15 protein-coding genes are annotated in these 19,715 nt (G+C 61.8%); 7 read left to right on the forward strand and 8 right to left on the reverse strand.

Going from position 1 to position 19,715, the window contains the following annotated elements:
* Positions 1-6: 6 nt before the first annotated feature.
* The 7 genes from TX24_RS03670 to TX24_RS03700 all read right to left on the reverse strand — a co-directional run bounded on the left by TX24_RS03670 (position 7) and on the right by TX24_RS03700 (position 10,529).
* A complete protein-coding gene (locus TX24_RS03670; RefSeq protein WP_057709736.1) occupies positions 7-2,715 on the reverse strand; it encodes a nitrate reductase in 2,709 nt (902 codons plus the stop codon).
* Positions 2,715-3,032, reverse strand: coding sequence for a nitrite reductase small subunit NirD (nirD, locus tag TX24_RS03675; protein WP_003193279.1), 318 nt, complete (start codon positions 3,030-3,032; stop codon positions 2,715-2,717). The genes TX24_RS03670 and nirD overlap by 1 nt, the downstream gene beginning before the upstream one ends.
* Positions 3,029-5,482 (reverse strand): nitrite reductase large subunit NirB, encoded by a 2,454-nt coding sequence (nirB, locus tag TX24_RS03680; protein WP_020302634.1) that lies wholly within the window; start codon positions 5,480-5,482, stop codon positions 3,029-3,031. Before nirB ends, nirD begins: the two co-directional genes overlap by 4 nt.
* A 233-nt stretch (positions 5,483-5,715) precedes the next feature.
* The gene (locus tag TX24_RS03685) at positions 5,716-7,383 is read right to left on the reverse strand and encodes a bifunctional protein-serine/threonine kinase/phosphatase (RefSeq protein ID WP_057709737.1); all 1,668 of its coding nucleotides are present in this window, start codon (positions 7,381-7,383) and stop codon (positions 5,716-5,718) included.
* Positions 7,383-8,594: a nitrate/nitrite transporter gene (locus TX24_RS03690; protein WP_003193275.1), complete on the reverse strand. Its 1,212-nt coding sequence runs from the start codon at positions 8,592-8,594 to the stop codon at positions 7,383-7,385. Before TX24_RS03690 ends, TX24_RS03685 begins: the two co-directional genes overlap by 1 nt.
* A 146-nt stretch (positions 8,595-8,740) precedes the next feature.
* Positions 8,741-9,316 carry an ANTAR domain-containing response regulator gene (locus tag TX24_RS03695; protein ID WP_003193274.1) on the reverse strand — a complete coding sequence of 192 codons (576 nt, stop codon included), beginning with the start codon at positions 9,314-9,316 and terminating at the stop codon, positions 8,741-8,743.
* Between the two features lie 13 nt (positions 9,317-9,329).
* Positions 9,330-10,529 (reverse strand): CmpA/NrtA family ABC transporter substrate-binding protein, encoded by a 1,200-nt coding sequence (locus TX24_RS03700; protein WP_003193272.1) that lies wholly within the window; start codon positions 10,527-10,529, stop codon positions 9,330-9,332.
* 246 nt (positions 10,530-10,775) lie between these two features.
* Here TX24_RS03700 and TX24_RS03705 point away from each other — a divergent pair, with 246 nt between their 5' ends.
* The 5 genes from TX24_RS03705 to TX24_RS03725 all read left to right on the forward strand — a co-directional run bounded on the left by TX24_RS03705 (position 10,776) and on the right by TX24_RS03725 (position 13,853).
* Positions 10,776-11,507, forward strand: coding sequence for a secretin N-terminal domain-containing protein (locus TX24_RS03705; protein ID WP_003193269.1), 732 nt, complete (start codon positions 10,776-10,778; stop codon positions 11,505-11,507).
* Positions 11,508-11,522: 15 nt separating this feature from the next.
* Entirely contained in the window at positions 11,523-11,738 is a 216-nt protein-coding gene (locus TX24_RS03710; RefSeq protein ID WP_003193267.1) for a FliM/FliN family flagellar motor switch protein, read from the forward strand.
* Between the two features lie 166 nt (positions 11,739-11,904).
* Entirely contained in the window at positions 11,905-12,294 is a 390-nt protein-coding gene (locus tag TX24_RS03715; RefSeq protein ID WP_044275094.1) for a winged helix-turn-helix domain-containing protein, read from the forward strand.
* Positions 12,281-12,748, forward strand: coding sequence for a transglycosylase SLT domain-containing protein (locus TX24_RS03720; RefSeq protein ID WP_057709738.1), 468 nt, complete (start codon positions 12,281-12,283; stop codon positions 12,746-12,748). Before TX24_RS03715 ends, TX24_RS03720 begins: the two co-directional genes overlap by 14 nt.
* Positions 12,749-12,833: 85 nt before the next feature.
* A complete protein-coding gene (locus tag TX24_RS03725; protein WP_003193260.1) occupies positions 12,834-13,853 on the forward strand; it encodes a quinone-dependent dihydroorotate dehydrogenase in 1,020 nt (339 codons plus the stop codon).
* 121 nt (positions 13,854-13,974) lie between these two features.
* Here TX24_RS03725 and rmf read toward each other — a convergent pair whose 3' ends face one another.
* A complete protein-coding gene (rmf, locus tag TX24_RS30260; RefSeq protein WP_002553055.1) occupies positions 13,975-14,190 on the reverse strand; it encodes a ribosome modulation factor in 216 nt (71 codons plus the stop codon).
* 532 nt (positions 14,191-14,722) lie between these two features.
* Between rmf and rlmKL the strand changes: the two genes are divergently transcribed.
* Complete coding sequence (rlmKL, locus tag TX24_RS03730; RefSeq protein WP_034128371.1) at positions 14,723-16,987, forward strand: bifunctional 23S rRNA (guanine(2069)-N(7))-methyltransferase RlmK/23S rRNA (guanine(2445)-N(2))-methyltransferase RlmL; 2,265 nt, start codon at positions 14,723-14,725, stop codon at positions 16,985-16,987.
* Between the two features lie 253 nt (positions 16,988-17,240).
* On the forward strand, positions 17,241-19,625 hold the full coding sequence (locus TX24_RS03740; RefSeq protein ID WP_057709739.1) for a sensor domain-containing diguanylate cyclase: 2,385 nt from the start codon (positions 17,241-17,243) through the stop codon (positions 19,623-19,625).
* The last annotated feature ends 90 nt before the right edge of the window (positions 19,626-19,715 follow it).

Here is a 19,715-nt window from a genome sequence, read left to right on the forward strand (position 1 = left end):
TTCCCCTTACACACTGATGGCGATTGGCTGCGGGTTGCTGGCCAAAAGACGTTTGATTTCCGGCACGCAGGAGCCGCATTGGGTGCCGCAGCCCAGTGCCTGTTTGAGGCCATCCAGGTCCAGGCCGCTGCCGATACCGGCACACACGGCGTTTTCGCTGACGTTCTTGCAGTTGCACATAATCTTGTTGCTGGCCGTGGTACCGCCCGGTGGCGCGCTCAAGGGCGCCAGTAACCAGCGCCGCAGTTGCTCGTCGGCCCGGCCTTCCAGCCACAGGCTTTGCAGCCAGTGACGGGCCAGGGTTTCGCCGGCCAGGCGCAGGGCGGTAATGCGGCCTTTCTCGATTTTCACGCGCTTGCCGATTGAGCGGCGCGGGTCGTCATAGGCCATTACCGGGCCGTCGTTGAGGCCCAGCAGGTGGTCGATGCGGGTCAACAGTTGCAGGTCGGGCGCCTCGGTATGCGCGGCGCGCACCAGCAGCGCGGGGCGTTCACGGCCAGCCAGGCTCAGGCTGACGTAGGCAAAGGTTTCACACAGTGGGCGCAACGCTTCGAAGTGCTGCTGCACATCGCCTTCGATCAGCGCAAACAGCTGCCATGGCAGTTGCACTGCTTCCAGGCGCACGCCGCTGTGCTTGAGCTCCGGCTGCTTGGACAAAGGGTCGAACGCCGGTTGAGTGAGGGTATTAACGCCGCCCTTGAGAAAGCGGTCGCCCCAGTGCATGGGCAGAAACGCTTGGCCGGGGCGCACGCTGTCATCGCTGCAAACGGCGACGATCACACTGCCGCGACGGCTTTTCAGGCTGACCAGGTCACCCTCTTTGAAGCGGTGGCGGCGCAGCTCATCCGGATGCAGGCTCAACAGCGCCTCACTGACGTGCCCGAACAACTGGGCGGCGGTGCCGGTGCGGCTCATGCCGTGCCATTGATCACGCAGGCGGCCGGTGATCAGGGTCAACGGGAATCGCGCATCGCGTTGTTCTTTAGCGGCGCGATAAGGCTCGGCGACAAAGCGCGCCCGCCCAGTGTCAGTAGGGAAAATGCCGTCGGTGTACAGGCGCGACGTACCCGCCTGGGCGCCCTCTGGAAAGGGCCACTGCTGCGGGCCGATCCGGTCGAGCAGGGCATGGCTGATGCCGGACATATCCAGGTCACGGCCTTGGGTCAGTGGCTTGAATTCATCAAACAGCTGCGCCGCTTGTTCAAAGGCGAACAGGCTCGGCAACCCCGGACGCAGACGGCGCTCCAGGCGCTGGGCGAAATCCACCGTGATCGCCCAATCCGCGCGTGCTTCACCCGGTGGGTTGATGGCGCGGCGCACGTGGGAAATACGCCGCTCGGAGTTGGTCACCGTGCCGTCTTTTTCACCCCAACTGGCGGCGGGCAGTAGCAGGTCGGCATAGGCGGCGGTTTCGGTGGTACGAAACGCTTCCTGCAACACCACGAACGGGCACGCGGCCAAGGCGGCGCGCACTGCGTTCTGGTCGGGCAGGGATTGGGCAGGGTTGGTACAGGCGATCCACAGTGCCTTGATCTTGCCAGCCTGCACCTGTTCAAACAGTTCGATGGCGGTAAGGCCGGTGGTCGCCGGCAGTTGCTCCACGCCCCAATAGGCTGCCACTTCAGCGCGGTGTTCAGGGTTGGCCGCGTCGCGGTGGCCCGGCAGCAAGTTGGACAGGCTGCCGGTTTCGCGCCCACCCATGGCGTTCGGTTGGCCGGTCAGGGAAAACGGCCCGCAACCCGGGCGGCCAATGGTCCCCGTGGCTAAATGCAGGTTGATCAACGCGCTGTTTTTGGCGCTGCCGGCGGTGGACTGGTTAAGCCCCATGCACCACAGCGACAAAAAGCTGCTGGAGGTGCCGACCCACTGCGCACACAGGCGTAACTGTTCGACGCTGATACCGCACAGCTGCGTGACCATCTGCGGCGTGTAGTCATGCACCAGGCGCTTGAGTTCGGCCAAGCCGTCGGTGTGGGCCTGGATAAACGCGCGGTCCACCCAGTCTTCCCACAGCAACAGATGCAAGATCCCGTGGAACAACGCCACATCCGTTCCTGGCAAGATCGCCAAGTGCAGGTCGGCCAAATCGCAGGTGTCAGTACGCCGAGGGTCAATCACCAGCACTTTCATGTGCGGGCGTTGCGCCTTGGCTTGCTCCAGGCGCCGGAACAATACCGGATGGGCGTAGGCCATATTGCTGCCGACGATCATCACGCAGTCGCTGTTTTCCAAGTCTTCATAACTGCACGGCGGTGCATCGGCGCCCAGGCTGCGCTTGTAGCCGACCACTGCCGACGACATGCACAGCCGGGAGTTGCTGTCGATATTGTTGGTGCCCACCAACGCACGGGCCAACTTGTTGAAGCTGTAGTAGTCCTCGGTCAGCAGTTGCCCGGAGATATAGAACGCCACACTGTCGGGCCCGTGTTCGGCAATGGTATCGGCGAACACGTTGGCCGCGTGGTCCAGGGCGGTGTCCCAGTCGGTGCGGGTGCGTGCCAGGTCTTTGCCCAAGCGTAATTGCGGGTAGAGCGCGCGGGCGCTCAAGTCGCCGGTCAAGTGCAGGCTGGCGCCTTTGCTGCACAACTTGCCGAAGTTGGCCGGATGGCTGGGGTCGCCTTGCACCCCCAGGATCTGTTCGCCGTCATGCTCGATCAGCACGCCGCAACCCACCCCGCAATAACAGCAGGTGGACGCGGTGGTCTGGCGGTTCATCAACCCGCGTCCCGCAGGGCCAGCATCACCCGGCCGTTTTCCACCCGGGCCTGGTGATGGTGGGCACAGCCGATATCCGGGGCCTGGGCTTGGCCGGACTCAAGGTCGATCTGCCAATTGTGCAATGGGCAGGCCACGCGCTTGCCATAGATCAAACCTTGGGACAGCGGCCCGCCCTTGTGCGGGCAGCGGTCGTCGAGGGCAAAGACTTCGTCGTCACTGGTGCGAAAAATCGCGATGTCACCTTTCGGCCCGCTGATGATGCGCGAGCCCAGGGCGTTGATTTCATCGAGGGCGCAGATATCCAGCCAGTTCATAGCGAGACCTCCAGTTGTTTGACAGGGATCACGTCGAATTCCTTTTTCAGCAGCGGCTGTTCCAGGCGTTCCTTCCACGGGTCCTGCTCGAATGACAACGAGAACTGCAAACGCTCATTGAGGGCCTGGCGGCGCGCTGGGTCTTCCAATACAGCCTTCTTGATATGCTCCATGCCCACCCGCTGCAGGTAGTGCACGGTGCGCTCCAGATAGAAGGCTTCTTCGCGGTACAACTGCAGGAACGCGCCGTTGTATTCGCGTACTTCCTCCGCGGTTTTCACCTTGACGAAGAACTCCGCGACTTCGGTCTTGATCCCGCCGTTGCCGCCGATGTACATCTCCCAGCCCGAGTCGACGCCGATAATGCCCACATCCTTGATGCCCGCTTCCGAGCAGTTGCGTGGGCAACCGGAGACCGCCAACTTGACCTTATGGGGCGACCACATATTGAACAGGTCATGCTCCAGCTCGATGCCCAGTTGTGTGGAGTTCTGCGTACCAAACCGGCAGAACTCGCTGCCCACACAGGTTTTGACGGTGCGGATGGATTTGCCATAGGCGTGCCCGGACGGCATATCCAGATCCTTCCACACACCTGGCAAGTCCTGCTTCTTGATACCGAGCAAGTCAATGCGCTGGCCACCGGTGACCTTGACCATCGGCACGTTGTACTTGTCGGCCACATCGGCGATGCGGCGCAGCTCCGAAGGGTTGGTCACACCGCCCCACATCCGTGGCACCACAGAATAGGTGCCGTCTTTTTGAATATTGGCGTGGGCCCGTTCGTTGATCAGCCGTGATTGCGGGTCGTCCTTGGCTTCGCCGGGCCAGGTGGAGATCAGGTAATAGTTGAGCGCCGGGCGGCAGGTGGCGCAGCCATTGGGGGTGCGCCAGTTCAAGTAGCGCATGGTGCTGTCGATGGTCAGCAGGTGCTGCTCGCGAATGGCCTGGCGGATCTGCCCGTGGTTGAGGTCGCTGCAGCCGCAGATGGCTTTTTCACTTTTGGGCTTGACGTCGGCGGCGCCGCCCACGGTGTTGATCAGGATCTGTTCGACCAGGCCGGCACAGGAACCGCAGGAACTGGCGGCCTTGGTGTGTTTTTTCACCTCATCGACACTGAACAACCCTTGTTCCTGGATCGCCTTGACGATGGTGCCCTTGCACACGCCGTTGCAGCCGCAGACTTCGGCGCTGTCGGCCATGCTCATGGCTTTGTCCTGGCCTTGGTGGCCGACATCGCCGAGTGCATTTTCACCGAACATCAGGTGATCGCGGATTTCACCGATGGCGTGATTCTCACGGATCTGGCGGAAATACCAGCCGCCATCGGCGGTATCGCCGTACAGGCAGGCGCCGACCAGAATGTCGTCCTTGATCACCAGCTTTTTGTACACGCCACCAATCGGGTCGGAGAGGGTGATGGTCTCGGTGCCTTCGCCGCCCATGAAGTCGCCAGCGGAGAACAGGTCGATGCCGGTGACTTTAAGTTTTGTCGAGGTCACCGAGCCCTTGTAAGTGGCAAACCCCAGTTGGGCCAGGTGGTTGGCGCAGACCTTGGCCTGTTCGAACAACGGCGCCACCAAGCCATAGGCGATGCCGCGATGGCTGGCGCATTCACCGATGGCGTAGATGCGCGGGTCGTAGGTTTGCATGGTGTCGTTGACCAGGATCCCACGGTTGCAGGGAATGCCGGACTTTTCCGCGAGTTCGGTGTTGGGGCGGATGCCGGCAGCCATCACCACCAGGTCGGCGGGGATGATGTCGCCATTTTTGAACTGCACCGAGCCGACGCGGCCATTGCCGGCATCGTGCAGGGCCTGGGTCTGCTCGCACAGGCGGAACACCAGGCCGCGACTTTCCAGTTCGGTTTGCAGTAGCTGGCCGCTGGTCTTGTCCAGTTGCCGCTCCAGCAGCCATTCACCGATGTGCACCACCGTCACGTGCATGCCGCGCAGCATCAGGCCGTTGGCCGCTTCCAGGCCGAGCAGGCCGCCGCCGATCACCACTGCATGCTTGTGAGTCTTGGCGGTGTCGATCATCGCTTGGGTGTCGGCGATGTCGCGGTAGCCAATTACGCCCTGCAGGGTATTGCCGGGAATCGGCAGGATAAACGGCGTGGAACCGGTGGCGATCAGCAGGCGATCATACTCGGCCTCGGTGCCGTCTTCGGCGATGACTTTGCGCTTGACCCGGTCGATCTGCACCACCTTGCGGTTGAGCAGCAGCTTGACGTTGTTGTTCAGGTACCAATCCAGGTCGTTGAGCACGATCTCTTCGAAGGTTTGCTCACCGGCCAGTACTGGCGACAGCAGGATGCGGTTGTAGTTGGTGTGAGGCTCGGCGCCGAACACAGTGATGTCGTACAGCTCGTTGCTCAGCTTGAGCAGTTCTTCCAGGGTGCGAACCCCGGCCATGCCGTTGCCGATCATCACCAGTTTGAGTTTTTTCATGTCGTTCTCCGCAATGGCTCGACAAATCGTGCGCAAACAAAAAAGGCGTCCCCGCTAGTCAGCTAGCGAGGACGCCTTTGTCCTGGTCCCGTTCTCTCGGGAAGCTCGGCCCTTCGTCGTTGAAGGAGCGGCTATATGTGGGGTGTTGGGAAAGCTAATGCAGCAGCTGTGCCAAGTCCCTATAGCCCCAGTTTTACTGGGCGTTTACACGCAGAACCGGCGGATTCTGCCCGTTAGTGGTGCAGCAGCCAGTACAACAGCACCAGATTGAGCAGCATTGAAGCCACCGCCAGGGTTTGCCAGACCTTCAAGGGTTCGCGTTCGAGCAAAGGCCGTGGGCGTAGGCTCAATTCGCGACGGTCGGCCTGCTCCAGCACCAATAGCCATTCTTCGGCAGTTTCATAACGTTGGGCCGGGGCAGCGGTCACCGCTCGTTCCAGGCTGTGTGGCAACCACTCCGGCAAGTCGGGGCGATAACGGCTGGCGCTGACGGGCTGGTTAAACCTGGGCCGTTGGAAGGCCTCGATTTCACCGTAGGGGTAATGCCCGGTCAGCAGGTAATACAAGGTCACGCCGACGCTATACAAATCCTGTTGCGCCGTAGGCTGCTCGCCAGCGAACGCCTCGGGCGCGATAAAGCTCGGGGTGCCGGGCAGCAGGTGGGCACGGTCCTCGGAGAGCCCGGGGCAATAGGCCAGGCCGAAGTCCAGCACCCGCAGTTCGCCATCTTCTCCCAGCAGCAGGTTTTCCGGCTTGATGTCGCGGTGCAGGATCTGCCGGCGATGCAGCAGGCCCACGGCGCGCAGCAAGCGTTCTGCAATCGACTGCCATTGTGCCAACGGCAGCGGGCCCTGTTGTTGGAACAGTTGGGCCAGGGTTTGCCCGGCGTATTCGCGCATCACGTAGTACAAATGCTGACGGCCACTGGCGGCATGCACTTCGGGAAAGGCACGGCCGGCGACCCGGCGCAGAAACCATTCCTCCGATAACAACGCCTGGGCCGCATCGGTATCGTCGCAACGTAACGGTAAGGTCTTGAGCAGCCAGGGTTGCCCCTGGGCGTCGTGCACGCGGTACAACAACGACTGCCGACTCTGCGCCAGCACGCTTTGCACCTCCCAGCCTTCAAAGGTTTGCCCGACTTTCAGCGGTGGCGGCAGTGGCCATTGCTGCAACTGCACCAGGGCGTCGCCGAGGGTGGCGGCGCCGAGTTGATCGATGCGCACCAGCAAGGCGCTGGCGTTGTCTTGGCTACCCGCCAGGTGGGCGGCGTTGACCAGTGTGTTGACGGCCAGATCGAGGTCGCTTTGTTCGCGCAGTATCGCGCCGATGCTGTGATCGCCCAGCGTGGCCCACACCCCATCGCTGAGCAGCAGGAAACTTTCGCCCTCGCGCAATGGACCATCGAGGAAGTCCAGCACCAGGTGCTGATCCAGGCCGAGGGCGCGCTTGAGCACATGCTGCATCCCCGGCTGTTCCCACACATGGTCTTCGCTGATGCGTTGCAACTCGCCGTCAAGCCAACGATACGCCCGGCAATCACCGACATGGGCCAGGGTGAAACGTTGGCCGCGAAACACCAGGGCGCTCAGGGTGGTGAGCAACGGTTGCCCGCCGCCGTTGGCTTGCAACCAGCGATTCTGCGCCAGCAACAGACGCTCCAGCGCCTGGGCCACGCCCCAGGTCTGTGGCGTGGCGTAGTAGTCCAGGGCCAGGGCCTGCACGGTCGAGCGTGCGGCCAGGCCACCGTCGGCGCACTGGCTGACGCCATCGGCCAGTGCGCACAGGTAGCCTTTGCTCGCGGCCAGTTCCGCCATCGGTGTGACCACCCGCAGCGCGTCCTGGTTTTCGCTGCGCGGGCCGATGGCACTGGCCTGGGCGACGCTCAGTCGTAAGCTCATCAGACGCGGGCGGCGGTCACGGCGGCCGAGCCCCAGGTGGTTCTCCAGCGCCGTTTCACCCCATGCAGGCCGAACCAGGCCAGCACACCGAGGCTGGCGAACAACCACAGGGCCAGTTGATAGCTGCCGGTGCTCTGCTTGATGGCGCCCATGCCTGCCGCGAGGGCGAAGCCGCCGATGCCACCGGCCATGCCGATCAGGCCGGTCATGACGCCGATCTCACTGCGAAAACGCTGCGGCACCAGTTGGAATACCGCGCCATTCCCGGCGCCCAGGCCGAGCATGGTGCAGACGAAAAGCGCCAGCGCCGCGTAGGAACTGGGCAGGTTGAACCCCACTGCCGCAATGCAGATCACCGCCACGCTGTACATGCCGAGCAGGGTCTTGATCCCGCCGAACCGGTCTGCCAGGGCACCGCCCAAGGGGCGCATCAGGCTGCCGCCGAACACACAGGCGGCGGTGTAGTAGCCGGCGGTCACCGGGCTCAGGCCGTACTGGTCGTTGAAGTAGCCGGGCAGGGCGCTGGCCAGGCCGATAAACCCGCCGAAGGTCACGCTGTAGAAGAACATGAACCACCAACTGTCGCGGTCGCCCAAGGCCTTGAAGTAGTCGGCCATGGCTTTGGCTTTTGGCCGCTGAGGGGCATTGCGCGCCAGCCAGGCGAACACGATCAGGGTCAGCACCAGTGGGATCAGCGCAAAGCCGAACACATTGCTCCAACCAAATGCGGCCGCCAGCACGGGCGCCAACAGCGCGGCAAACACGGTGCCGGAGTTACCGGCGCCGGCGATGCCCATGGCCTTGCCCTGATGCTCCGCCGGATACCACTGCGACGCCAAGGGCAGGGCGACCGCGAAGGACGCGCCGGCCATGCCCAGGAACATGCCCAGCAGCAGCGCTTGTTCGTAACTGTGGATCCCCAGTTTCCAGGCGCAGAACAGCGCCACAATCACAATCACCTGGCCAATCAGCCCGGCGGTCTTGGGCGACAGCTTGTCGGCCAGCATCCCCATCAAGAAGCGCAGCACCGCGCCCGCCAGGATCGGTGTGGCCACCACCAGGCCACGTTGTTGGGTGGTCAGGTGCAAGTCAGCGGCAATCTGCACCGCCAGGGGGCCCAACAGGTACCAGACCATGAAGCTCAGGTCGAAATACAGGAACGCGGCAAACAGGGTCGGGGTGTGCCCGGATTTCCAGAAGCTTGATTTCATCACGCACCTCAACGGTTGGGGGTCTAGAAACGAAAAAACGCCGCCACCGGGTTCGCGAGGGCAAACCGGGTGGGCGACGTCTTTGTCGTGGAGGGGCAACCGCCGTTGGCTACCTGTGATAATTCTTTAGCAAGAGCTGAGCCACATCAGCCGAGCAACTCGCTCATGGCAATAATCTGCTCTGCCACCTGGATCAGTTTCTGTTGACGGCTCATGGCCTGGCGGCGCATCAGGGTGTAGGCCTCTTCTTCGTTACAGCTCTTCATCTTCATCAACAGGCCCTTGGCCAATTCGATGCGCTTGCGTTCGGCCAGTTGCTGGTCGCGGGCATGAAGCTGGGCGCGCAGGGCCTGGTCACTTTCGAAGCGCGCCATGGCCACATCGAGGATCGGTTGCAGGCGCTGGGCCTGAATGCCTTCAACGATATAGGCACTGACGCCGGACTTGATGGCCTGGCGCATCACATTAGGGTCGTGCTCATCGGTAAACATCACGATGGGCCGGGGCTGATCGCGGCTGACCAGCACCACTTGCTCCATCACATCGCGCCCGGGTGACTCGGTATCGATCAGGATCACATCCGGGCGCACTGTTTCGACGCGTGCGGGCAGGTCAATGGTCAAGCCGGACTCATCGATCACCTCAAAGCCGGCCTCGGTCAATGCGGCCTTGAGGCGCCCGACCTTGCGCGGGGTGTCGTTGATCAACAGGATTCGCAGCATCGTCGGGCTCCTGTCAGCGCAGCGCTTGGCGGTTGGCGTTATCGGCCAAGGCGTGGAGGTGGAAGCTGCGCGCATAGCCGGCGGGGTCGCTGCCGTCCCAGGTCTTGCCGTCGAGCAACTGGCTACGGCGCATGTCCGAGTTGCCTTCGGCAATGCCCAGCGCCTCAGCCGCCTGGCGGTACAGCGCCAGTTGCTGCACCTGCCGGGCGACGCCCAGGTAGTCCGGGTCTTCACGCAGCAAGCCCCAGCGCCGGAACTGGGTCATGAACCACATGCCATCGCTGAGGTAGGGCAGGTTCACCTCGCCGTCGGCGAAAAAGCGCAGCGCATGGGGATCCTGCCACTGGTTGCCCAGGCCGTCGTCATAGTGCCCCAGCAGGCGTGGTTCGATGCAAGCCACAGGCGCATCGAGGTATTCAGGGGCACTGAGCAACTGGGCGGTAGAGCGGCGGTTTTCACGGCTCTGCTCGATAAACCGGCTGGCCTCGAGGATCGCCATGACCAGCACGCGTGCGGTATTGGGGTACGCGTCAACGAAGGCTTGGGTGCAGCCCAGGACTTTTTCCGGGTGGTCCGGCCAGATCGCCTGGCTGGTCGCCAGGGTGAAGCCCTGGTTCTGTTGCACTGCGCTGGCGCACCAGGGTTCACCCACGCAAAGGCCATCGATGCGTCCGGCTTGCAGGTGCGCCACCATTTGTGGCGGCGGCACTACTACGCTGTTCACATCCTGCAAGGGATGAATGCCTTGGCTCGCCAGCCAGTAATACAACCACATGGCGTGGGTGCCGGTGGGAAACGTCTGGGCGAAGGTGAGTTTTGTCCGGCTTTGGTGCACGTGGCGTTTCAATGCTTCAGGAGTGATCACCCCTTGCTGTTGCAGGCCATGGGAGAGGTTGATGCCCTGGCCATTCTGGTTCAGCCCCATCAGCACCGCCATGGGGCTGGGGGCGACGCCGCCGATGCCCAGGTGTACGGCATAGATCAGCCCGTAGAGACTGTGGGCGGCGTCCAATTCACCGCTGACCAGCTTGTCGCGCAGGTTGGCCCAGGACGCCTGGCGCTTGAGGTTGAGTGTGAGGCCGTAGGGTTGGGCGAAGCCCTGGGTGGCGGCGACCACCAGCGAGGCGCAATCGGTCAGGGCCATGAACCCAAGGTCCAGGCTGCTCTTTTCCGGGGCATCGCTGCCGTTTACCCAAGCCAGTGGATCGTTCATCAATACCTGCCTTTTTCTGAAAAAAAAGCGCCGTTTCCCTGGTTGGCGTATAGGCCATTGCAGGGGAACGACGCCTTTGTCCGTAGGCCCGTGCCGCCGTTGGTGCGAGCCTGATCCAGAGTGCAAAGCAAGGCACATGCCATGGGCAGGACGTCGCAGTTGGCCGTCAACTTTCCATCATGATTGATCCTCGTGCGCCTCGCAGTATGGCCGCTTCTTCAGGCCAGACCACCAGGCATACCCACGGTGCACGCTGATTTACTCGCAACCCTCAATTGCCGCTGGCTGTACAGCGCGCTGCTGTGCGCCGTGCTGTTGCTGGGCAGTCGTACGGCCTGTGGCGAGGTGTTGCAGCTCTACGCTGCCGACGACACGAGAAGCTCGGCGGTGGTACTGCGGCATATTTCCGTCAGTAGGCTGCGCGGCATCATGCGCCGTGCGGGGCTGGATGAGCCGCGTTACCCACTGCGTGAACACGGCAAGCGTACGTTCTATGTAACCGGCCCTTCCAGTTATGTCGACCAGGTGTTGCATCTCGCCCAACGGATGGACCGACCCCCTCGCAAGGTGCCAGAGCGCGCCCCGGTATTCGGCGTGGTGAAAGTGATCAATGTCCTCGTGGACGATCACCTGCAGGGCGCTGGAGCCAACAAGGTCCAGGTACCGGGCATGGCCTCCATGCTCGAAGCTCGGCTATCCCAGGCGCAGAAGGACCAACTGGCCGATGGCCGCCTTGTGTTGATGGCCTATCCAGATACCAACAGTCTGTTGATCAAGGGCCCACCCGCCCAAGTGAAGGTTATTGAAAAACTGGTGGCCGAGCTGGATGTCGCCCAGCCGCTGGATGAGGCCTCGCCAGGGCAGGCTGGCGTAGATGGCGACGTACTGCCCTGGATCGGCCCACCTCAGTTGAGCGCCGCGCAACACGAGCGTGTGCGACGTGCGTTCCTGGGAGCGGACCCTGAGTTTTCCCCCTGAAAAAGGCGTTTGTCCATGCACCTGGAAATATTGCTGCAGGAGCAACTGATCAGCCGCAAGCGTTTGGCCGCATTCGCACCGGGGAAGGTGCTGCCCTTGGACCCAGGCGTCACCCGCTGCGTGGAGGTGCGGGTCAATGGACAACTGATGGCAGTGGGAGAGTTGGTGCAGTTGGAGGATCGGCTAGGGGTTGAATTGCAGGAGACGTTTCAGGAGTGGTTGCCGCGGTAAGGGTGCGTTAGCGAATTGTCTGACCGGCAGTGGCCAAAAAAAGGCGAATGAATGGGTTTTTTCCTAACGCGGGTCTTCGAGCCGGTTTTTTATAGTCGTGCCAATGGCAGATGAGCTGGTCACACAATAAGGATTTTAATGTCAGTAGTCGACTACAGAGGTGCGTATGGCCGTCGTGACGGATGAAACGACGACGTCCCTGGTTTTCGCGCGTTGGACCTTGCATGGCGACGGCCGGTTGACGGGCGTGGAGGCGGATATTCAGTTGCCTCCCAAGGAGGGGCACGTGCTGCGGTTGCTGCTGGCCTCCGGTGGCGCGCTGATGACCAAGGACCGTTTGCTGGAACTGGCCTGGCCTCGGGGCGAAGTGGCCGAAGAGTCACTCACGCGGTGTATTTATTCCCTGCGCAAGCACTTGAGGGCCGACAAAGGCTTTATCAAGACGATTTATGGCAAGGGCTATCGCTTTACCTGCCCGGTGCGCACAGGTGATCAACCCAGGGCAGTGGCACACGTGTGCGCCGTCTGTGGTCAGGCCAGCAATGTCCAGGGTTAAGGCATGGGGCAAAGGCCTGGTGCTCGGGGTATTGATGGGCAGCAGCCAGGCCTGGGCCTTTTGCTGGGAAGAGGCGGCCAGCCGCTACGACCTTGAGCCGGAGTTGCTGCAAGCTATCGCCTTGGTCGAATCGGGTTACCGGGCGCAAGCGATGAACTACACCAACCGCAATGGCACGCGGGATATCGGCTTGATGCAAATCAACAGCATCCACTTGCCGCGCTTGCTCAAGCAGGGCATTACCGAAGAACGGCTGTTGAGCGAGCCTTGCCTGTCGGTGGAAGTAGGCGCCTCGATTCTTGCCGAGTTCATCCAGCGTTTTGGCTACAACTGGACGGCGGTGGGGGCTTACAACGTGGGGCCGGGGCCCGGGCCACAGCGTGAGGCATTGCGTCTGCGCTACGCCGAAAGGATCTGGGTGCGTTATGAGGCGTTGACGGCGCAACGTCAATGAGATCAGGTGGCACGCCTCGCATGCAGGCCGCCACCCCGGCTATAATCACCGCCACCTTTTGCCGCCATCCGAGTCTAGCCCGCCCATGTATACTCTGGCCCGCCAGCTGTTGTTCAAACTCTCCCCGGAAACCTCCCACGATCTGTCCCTGGACCTGATCGGTGCCGGTGGCCGCCTGGGGCTCAATGGCCTGGTATGCAAGGCACCGGCGAAAGTGCCGGTGTCGGTGATGGGGTTGAACTTCCCCAACCCGGTCGGGCTGGCAGCCGGCCTGGACAAGAACGGCGCGGCCATCGACGGGTTTGCGCAGTTGGGTTTCGGCTTTGTCGAAATCGGCACCGTAACGCCGCGGCCGCAACCGGGCAACCCCAAGCCGCGCATTTTCCGCCTGCCGGAAGCGGAGGCGATCATCAATCGCATGGGCTTCAACAACCTCGGGGTCGACCATCTGCTGTCGCGGGTTCAGGCGGCGAAGTACACCGGCATCCTGGGTATCAACATTGGCAAGAACTTTGACACGCCGGTGGAGCGTGCGGTGGATGACTACCTGATTTGCCTGGACAAGGTCTATGCCCACGCCAGCTATGTCACCGTCAACGTCAGCTCGCCCAACACCCCGGGCCTGCGCAGCCTGCAATTTGGTGATTCCCTCAAGCAACTGCTCGAAGCCTTGCGCCAGCGCCAGGAAGACTTGGCCGTGCGTCATGGCAAGCGTGTGCCGCTGGCTATCAAGATAGCGCCGGACATGAGCGATGAAGAAACCGTACTGGTGGCCCAGGCCCTGGTGGATTCAGGGATGGATGCGGTGATTGCGACCAACACCACCCTCAGCCGCGTGGGCGTCGAAGGCCTGGCTCATGGTGACGAGGCGGGCGGCCTGTCGGGCGCACCGGTGCGTGACAAGAGCACCCATATCGTCAAGGTGCTGGCGGCCGAGTTGGCTGGGCGTTTGCCGATCATCGCGGTGGGCGGTATCACCGAAGGCAAGCATGCGGCTGAGAAGATCGCGGCCGGCGCCAGCCTGGTGCAGTTGTACTCGGGCTTCATCTACAAAGGCCCGGCATTGATTCGCCAGTCGGTGGATGCCATCGCTGCCTTGCGCTGAGCAGGCAATAAAAAGGGCTCCATGAAGGAGCCCCTGGGCCGAAGCCCGCCGCCCGGATGGGGCGCGCGTGGTTAAGTCGTTACAGATTCAAAGATGTGTGTGTCGCAATTAAATCCCCTGATTAGCCGACGGCGTGAAGTTCGTTGAGTCTGTGGATGCCCGCAGTGCCAGTCATACCGTCCCAGTTGTCGCCGCGTCCTTCTCGCCAGCCGTTGATCCAGGCTTGGCGTACCGACGGTAGAGTAAATGGGCAAAGCTCACGGGATTTTCCATGAACGCCATATTGATATCCGCGTAAAAATGCTCTTTCCAACGGATCACGCTTAAGTCTTCTCATAGGGTGTTTCCCTCACTTGTTGACTGTCTAGATATCCTTCGGCCTTGTCCAAGGCCGGGCAGAGTTTTTCTGCCGTTGGTGGGCTCGCTGCCGGCGTGGCGAGCCAATGTGTTGGCACCGTTACGGCGCCAACCTGTGTTGAGTTCTAACCAATAGGTCACATGTATTCAATGATCGTTTTGTCATAAGCACGTAACGATAACGATGCTATAGCCATAAGCTGGGCTGGTTATTCGCCCCTTTTATAGGGCAAAGCCAGCTATGATGTGCCCTGCAAAGAGGAAAGGTTTAATTCCTTAGTGAGAATGCCCGCCTGTTGCAGTCGGTTATTATTCGACGAAGGGTCGGAATATTTCTTTTTGTTGCGCAACATTCTTCTTCTGCCTCGCCCATAAAGGCTCAAGAGCCCGCCAGACGGGGTGGAACGGCACATTCGTGCCACGCGAGCACTCTTCGAGAAAAGTGCTTGATTGAAAACCGAACCGGCGATGCGTCGCCTGTTCACTTATTGCTGAAAAGCCTGGAATGCCCCATGTCGGACCGTTTTGAACTCTTCCTCACCTGCCCCAAGGGCCTCGAAGGCCTGCTGATCGAGGAAGCCGTCGGGCTTGGCCTTGAGGAAGCCCGCGAGCACACCTCGGCCGTGCGCGGCATGGCCGACATGGAAACCGCCTACCGCTTGTGCCTCTGGTCGCGCCTGGCCAACCGTGTGTTGCTGGTGCTCAAGCGCTTCCCGATGAAGGACGCCGAGGATCTTTACCACGGCGTGCTGGACATCGAATGGGCTGACCACATGGTCCCCGACGGTACCCTCGCGGTGGAGTTCAGCGGCCATGGCTCGGGCATCGACAACACCCACTTCGGCGCGCTGAAGGTCAAGGATGCGATCGTCGACAAACTGCGCACCCCGACCGGCGAACGTCCGTCCATCGACAAGATCAACCCTGACCTGCGCATTCACCTGCGCCTGGACCGTGGCGAAGCCATCCTGTCCCTGGACCTTTCCGGCCACAGCCTGCACCAGCGCGGCTACCGCCTGCAGCAGGGCGCGGCACCCCTGAAGGAAAACCTGGCGGCGGCGATCCTGATCCGCGCCGGCTGGCCGCGTATTGCAGCCGAAGGCGGCGCACTCACAGACCCGATGTGCGGTGTGGGTACCTTCCTGGTCGAGGGCGCGATGATCGCCGCCGACATGGCCCCCAACCTCAACCGTGAACTCTGGGGGTTCACTACCTGGCTGGGCCACGTCCCGGCGCTGTGGAAAAAACTGCACGCAGAAGCCACTGAGCGTGCCGCCATCGGCATGAACAAGCCGCCGTTGTGGGTACGTGGCTACGAAGCCGACCCGCGCCTGATCCAGCCCGCACGCAACAACATCGAACGCGCCGGCCTGAGCCACTGGATCAAGGTGTACCAGGGCGAAGTGGGCACGTTCGAGCCGCGCCCGGACCAGAACCAGAAAGGTTTGGTGATCTGCAACCCACCCTACGGTGAGCGCCTGGGTGACGAAGCCAGCCTGTTGTATCTCTATCAGAACCTCGGCGAACGCTTGCGCCAAGCCTGTATGGGCTGGGAAGCCGCAGTGTTCACCGGCGCGCCGGACCTGGGCAAGCGCATGGGTATCCGTAGCCACAAACAGTATTCGTTCTGGAACGGCGCATTGCCGTGCAAATTGTTGCTGATCAAGGTCAACCCGGATCAGTTCGTCACTGGCGAGCGCCGCACTCCTGAACAGCGCCAGGCCGAACGTGAGCAAGCGGCCTACGACCAGGCCCCGAGCGAGCCGGCAGAGCGTCAGTACAACAAGAACGGCAACCCGATCAAGCCCGCCCCGGCCCCCGTGGTGGAGCAGGCGCGCTTGAGCGAAGGCGGGCAGATGTTTGCCAACCGCCTTCAGAAGAACCTCAAGCTGCTGGGCAAATGGGCCAAGCGCGAAGGGGTGGATTGCTACCGTGTGTATGACGCCGACATGCCTGAGTACTCCATGGCGATCGACCTGTACCACGATTGGGTGCACGTGCAGGAGTACGCCGCGCCTAAATCCATCGACCCGGAAAAAGCCTCGGCCCGCATGTTCGATGCCCTGGCGGCCATTCCCCAGGCACTGAACGTCGACAAGAGCCGTGTGGTGGTCAAGCGTCGTGAGCGTCAGAGCGGCACCAAGCAATACGAGCGTCAGAGTGCCCAAGGTAAATTCACCGAGGTCAGTGAAGGCGGCGTGAAGTTGCTGGTCAACCTTACCGATTACCTGGACACCGGCCTGTTCCTCGACCACCGCCCGATGCGCATGCGCATCCAGAAGGAAGCGGCGGGCAAGCGTTTCCTCAACTTGTATTGCTACACCGCCACCGCGAGTGTGCATGCCGCCAAGGGCGGTGCGCGCAGCACCACCAGCGTCGACCTGTCCAAGACCTACCTGGACTGGGCGCGTCGCAACTTCTCCCTCAACGGTTTTTCCGACAAGAACCGCCTGGAACAGGGTGACGTGATGGCGTGGCTGGAAGCGAGCCGCGATGAATTCGACATGATCTTCATCGACCCGCCGACCTTCTCCAACTCCAAGCGCATGGAAGGCATCTTCGACGTGCAGCGTGACCATGTGCAGTTGCTCGACCTGGCCATGGCGCGCCTGGCGCCGGGTGGCGTGTTGTACTTCTCCAACAACTTCCGCAAGTTCCAGCTGGAAGACAACCTCAGCGAACGCTATGCGGTCGAGGAAATCAGCGACAAGACCATCGACCCGGATTTTGCGCGCAATGCCAAGATCCACCGCGCCTGGAAAATCACCGCACGCTGATTTTCCCCTGTAGGAGCGAGCTTGCTCGCGAAGATCGTCAACGATACCGCGGATATCCTGGATGAACGCGGTGCCTGTGAGTTTTTCGCGAGCAAGCTCGCTCCTACAGTAAGCCTCTGTGGCGAGGGAGCTTGCTCCCTCGCCCACAATAAGTCCGTGACGGTTTTACGCTGGTCAAACACCCTGCCGATGGCTATAACTTAAGCCCTAGCCAAAGTGACACCCCCGCACACTGGCGCTGTGAGTGTTGCCTATGCCGATGCAAGTCGTTCGCCCGAAAATCCTTGGTTTTATCAGTGAGCAGGCATCGGCTTGGCTGGTGGCATTGGTGGTGTTATTGATCGGTAGCGCGCTGACGGTGGTCGTCGCGTGGGCGGCATCCGACTTATATCAGCAACAGGTGCGCCAGCGGTTCCAGTTGCTGGTCAACGAGCGCTACACCCGCATCCAGGAACGTTTTGAAGACCAGGAGCAACGCCTGGGCAGCTTGCAGCGCTTTTTCGTCAATTCCGGCGAGGTGTCTCGCGCCGAGTTCGACGGTTTCGCCAAACCGCTGTTGTTGCATGCCCGTGCCTATGCCTGGGCCCCACGGATATTTCGCACGCAGCGCAGCCTGTTTGAGCAGGACATTTCTCGCCAGCGCGGCATTCCCTTCAGTATCCGCGAACTGAATACTGCAGGTGAGTTGGCACCAGCGGCCGAACGCGATGAATATGTACCGGTGCTGTACAGCCAGACGCAAAGTCTGCTGGGCTCGCCGCTGGGCTTTGATCTGCTGGCCCAACCCCTGCGTCGCTCAGCCCTGGAGCGTGCGCAAGAAAGCGGCCAGCTGGCAGTGTCGCAACCCATGCAGTTGGTGGGGGTGGAACCCGCATATGCCGCAGGCGTGTTGTTGGTGGCGCCCGTGAGCAAACTCGCTGGTGCCGAGCCCTACGGTTATGTGATGGCGGTGATCAGCATGCGTCAGCTGGTAGCCGAGGGGTTGCCCAGGCCCAACCGGGACAACCTGGTGATGCAGATCGTAGACACCTCCGACACCCAGCAACGGGTGTTGTATGCCTCCAGCAACACCTTGGGCAGCAGCGGCTTGACGGCTGCGCGCCGCCTCACCCTGGGCGATCATGTCTACGCCCTGAGCCTGAGCGCCAGCGAAGTGTTCGACAGGGCCAACCATTCTTCGATGCACACCATTCTGGCGATGGGCGTGTTGCTCAGCGCCTTGCTCAGTGCGCTGCTTTACATGCTGGTGAGCCAGCGCCAGCGCGCACTGAAACTGGTGGAGCAACGCACCGTACAATTGCGCGCCCGTGAGCAGGAGTTGCGTGGCGCCCATGGGCAATTGCGCAGCGTGCTGAATGCGGCGACTCAAGTGGCGATCATTGCCACGGACCTGCGCGGGGTGATCAACACCTTCAATGCCGGTGCCGAGCAGATGCTGGGCTTTACGGCCGAGGAGGTGCTGGGGCATATGACCTTGGACCGTCTGCACGTAGCCATGGAACTCGACGCCCGCGCCGAGCCGTTGAGCAGGGCGCTGGGCAAGCGCATCCCCGCGAGCCAGGCGATGCTGGTGGAGAGCCCGGACAGTCAACATGAAGGACGTGAGTGGACGCTGGTGCGCAAGGACGGCAGCCAACTGACGGTCAACATGTTGCCGACCGTGCTCTTGGATGACCATGGCCTGTGGGTCGGGCACCTGGCGATTTACCTGGATGTCACCGAGCAAAAGCGCGCCTATGAGGCCCTTGCCGTACGCGACCGCCTGCTGAAAAAACTCAGCGCCCACGTGCCGGGTGGGATCTTCCAGTTCACCCTGGAGCCCCAGGACACCTGGCGTTTCATCTATGCCAGCGAAGGCATGCGCGATATCTATGAAATCGAACTGGGCATGCTGCAGCAGGATGCGGGCAAAGTGCTGGAGCGCATTCACCCCTTGGACCTGGAGCGCGTGCGTGCGTCGATACGCCTTTCTGCGTTGCAACTGAGCCATTGGCGCGAAGAGTACCGTGTGCAATTACCCCAACGAGGCCTGCGCTGGATTCGCGGCGAAGCGACGCCGGAAGAGTTGCCGGGAGGCGGTACGCTTTGGCACGGTTATGTGTCGGATATTTCTGATCTCAAACGGGTCGAGGAAGAACTGCGTGCGCTGTCCATCACCGACTCTCTGACAGGGATCTATAACCGTCGCTATTTCCAGGATCGCCTCAAGGGCGAAATGCTCCGGCTCAACCGTATGTCTGGCGCGCTGTCGTTGATCATGCTCGATATCGACCACTTCAAGCGCATCAACGATCAGCACGGCCATGCCGTGGGCGACTGCGTGCTGCAGGAGTTGTGCAAGCGTATCGGCCAACGCTTGCGCCGCACCGATGTGTTTTGCCGGATCGGCGGGGAAGAGTTTGTGGTGCTGTGCCCCAACACCGATGGCGCCCAGGCCTACAGCCTGGCGATGCAGTTGTGGCAGTCGCTGCGCGGTGCGTCGATGGAGCCGGTGGGGGTGGTTACCGCCAGCTTCGGCGTGGCCAGTTGGCGGCTCGACGAAGGTATCGATGGCTTGCTGCTGCGCGCGGATTCGGCGGTGTACGTGGCCAAGCAGGCGGGCAGGGATCGGGTCGAGGAAGCCCTGACGCTTGAATGATCGTTCCCACGCGCTGATCGTTCCCACGCTCTGCGTGGGAATGCATCCTGAGACGCTCCGCGTCACGCCTTGAGCGCGGACGCAGAGCGT

The organism is Pseudomonas lactis, assembly GCF_001439845.1.
GTDB classification, from domain to species: domain Bacteria; phylum Pseudomonadota; class Gammaproteobacteria; order Pseudomonadales; family Pseudomonadaceae; genus Aquipseudomonas; species Aquipseudomonas lactis.

Excerpts from the sequence above, each read along its gene's own strand:
- TX24_RS03670 (WP_057709736.1), bottom strand. The coding sequence starts at position 2,715 with ATGAACCGCCAGACCACCGCGTCCACCTGCTGTTATTGCGGGGTGGGT.
- nirD (WP_003193279.1), bottom strand. The coding sequence starts at position 3,032 with ATGAACTGGCTGGATATCTGCGCCCTCGATGAAATCAACGCCCTGGGC.
- nirB (WP_020302634.1), bottom strand. The coding sequence starts at position 5,482 with ATGAAAAAACTCAAACTGGTGATGATCGGCAACGGCATGGCCGGGGTT.
- TX24_RS03685 (WP_057709737.1), bottom strand. The coding sequence starts at position 7,383 with ATGAGCTTACGACTGAGCGTCGCCCAGGCCAGTGCCATCGGCCCGCGC.
- TX24_RS03690 (WP_003193275.1), bottom strand. The coding sequence starts at position 8,594 with ATGAAATCAAGCTTCTGGAAATCCGGGCACACCCCGACCCTGTTTGCC.
- TX24_RS03695 (WP_003193274.1), bottom strand. The coding sequence starts at position 9,316 with ATGCTGCGAATCCTGTTGATCAACGACACCCCGCGCAAGGTCGGGCGC.
- TX24_RS03700 (WP_003193272.1), bottom strand. The coding sequence starts at position 10,529 with ATGAACGATCCACTGGCTTGGGTAAACGGCAGCGATGCCCCGGAAAAG.
- TX24_RS03710 (WP_003193267.1), top strand. The coding sequence starts at position 11,523 with ATGCACCTGGAAATATTGCTGCAGGAGCAACTGATCAGCCGCAAGCGT.
- TX24_RS03715 (WP_044275094.1), top strand. The coding sequence starts at position 11,905 with ATGGCCGTCGTGACGGATGAAACGACGACGTCCCTGGTTTTCGCGCGT.
- TX24_RS03720 (WP_057709738.1), top strand. The coding sequence starts at position 12,281 with ATGTCCAGGGTTAAGGCATGGGGCAAAGGCCTGGTGCTCGGGGTATTG.
- TX24_RS03725 (WP_003193260.1), top strand. The coding sequence starts at position 12,834 with ATGTATACTCTGGCCCGCCAGCTGTTGTTCAAACTCTCCCCGGAAACC.
- rmf (WP_002553055.1), bottom strand. The coding sequence starts at position 14,190 with ATGAGAAGACTTAAGCGTGATCCGTTGGAAAGAGCATTTTTACGCGGA.
- rlmKL (WP_034128371.1), top strand. The coding sequence starts at position 14,723 with ATGTCGGACCGTTTTGAACTCTTCCTCACCTGCCCCAAGGGCCTCGAA.
- TX24_RS03740 (WP_057709739.1), top strand. The coding sequence starts at position 17,241 with ATGCCGATGCAAGTCGTTCGCCCGAAAATCCTTGGTTTTATCAGTGAG.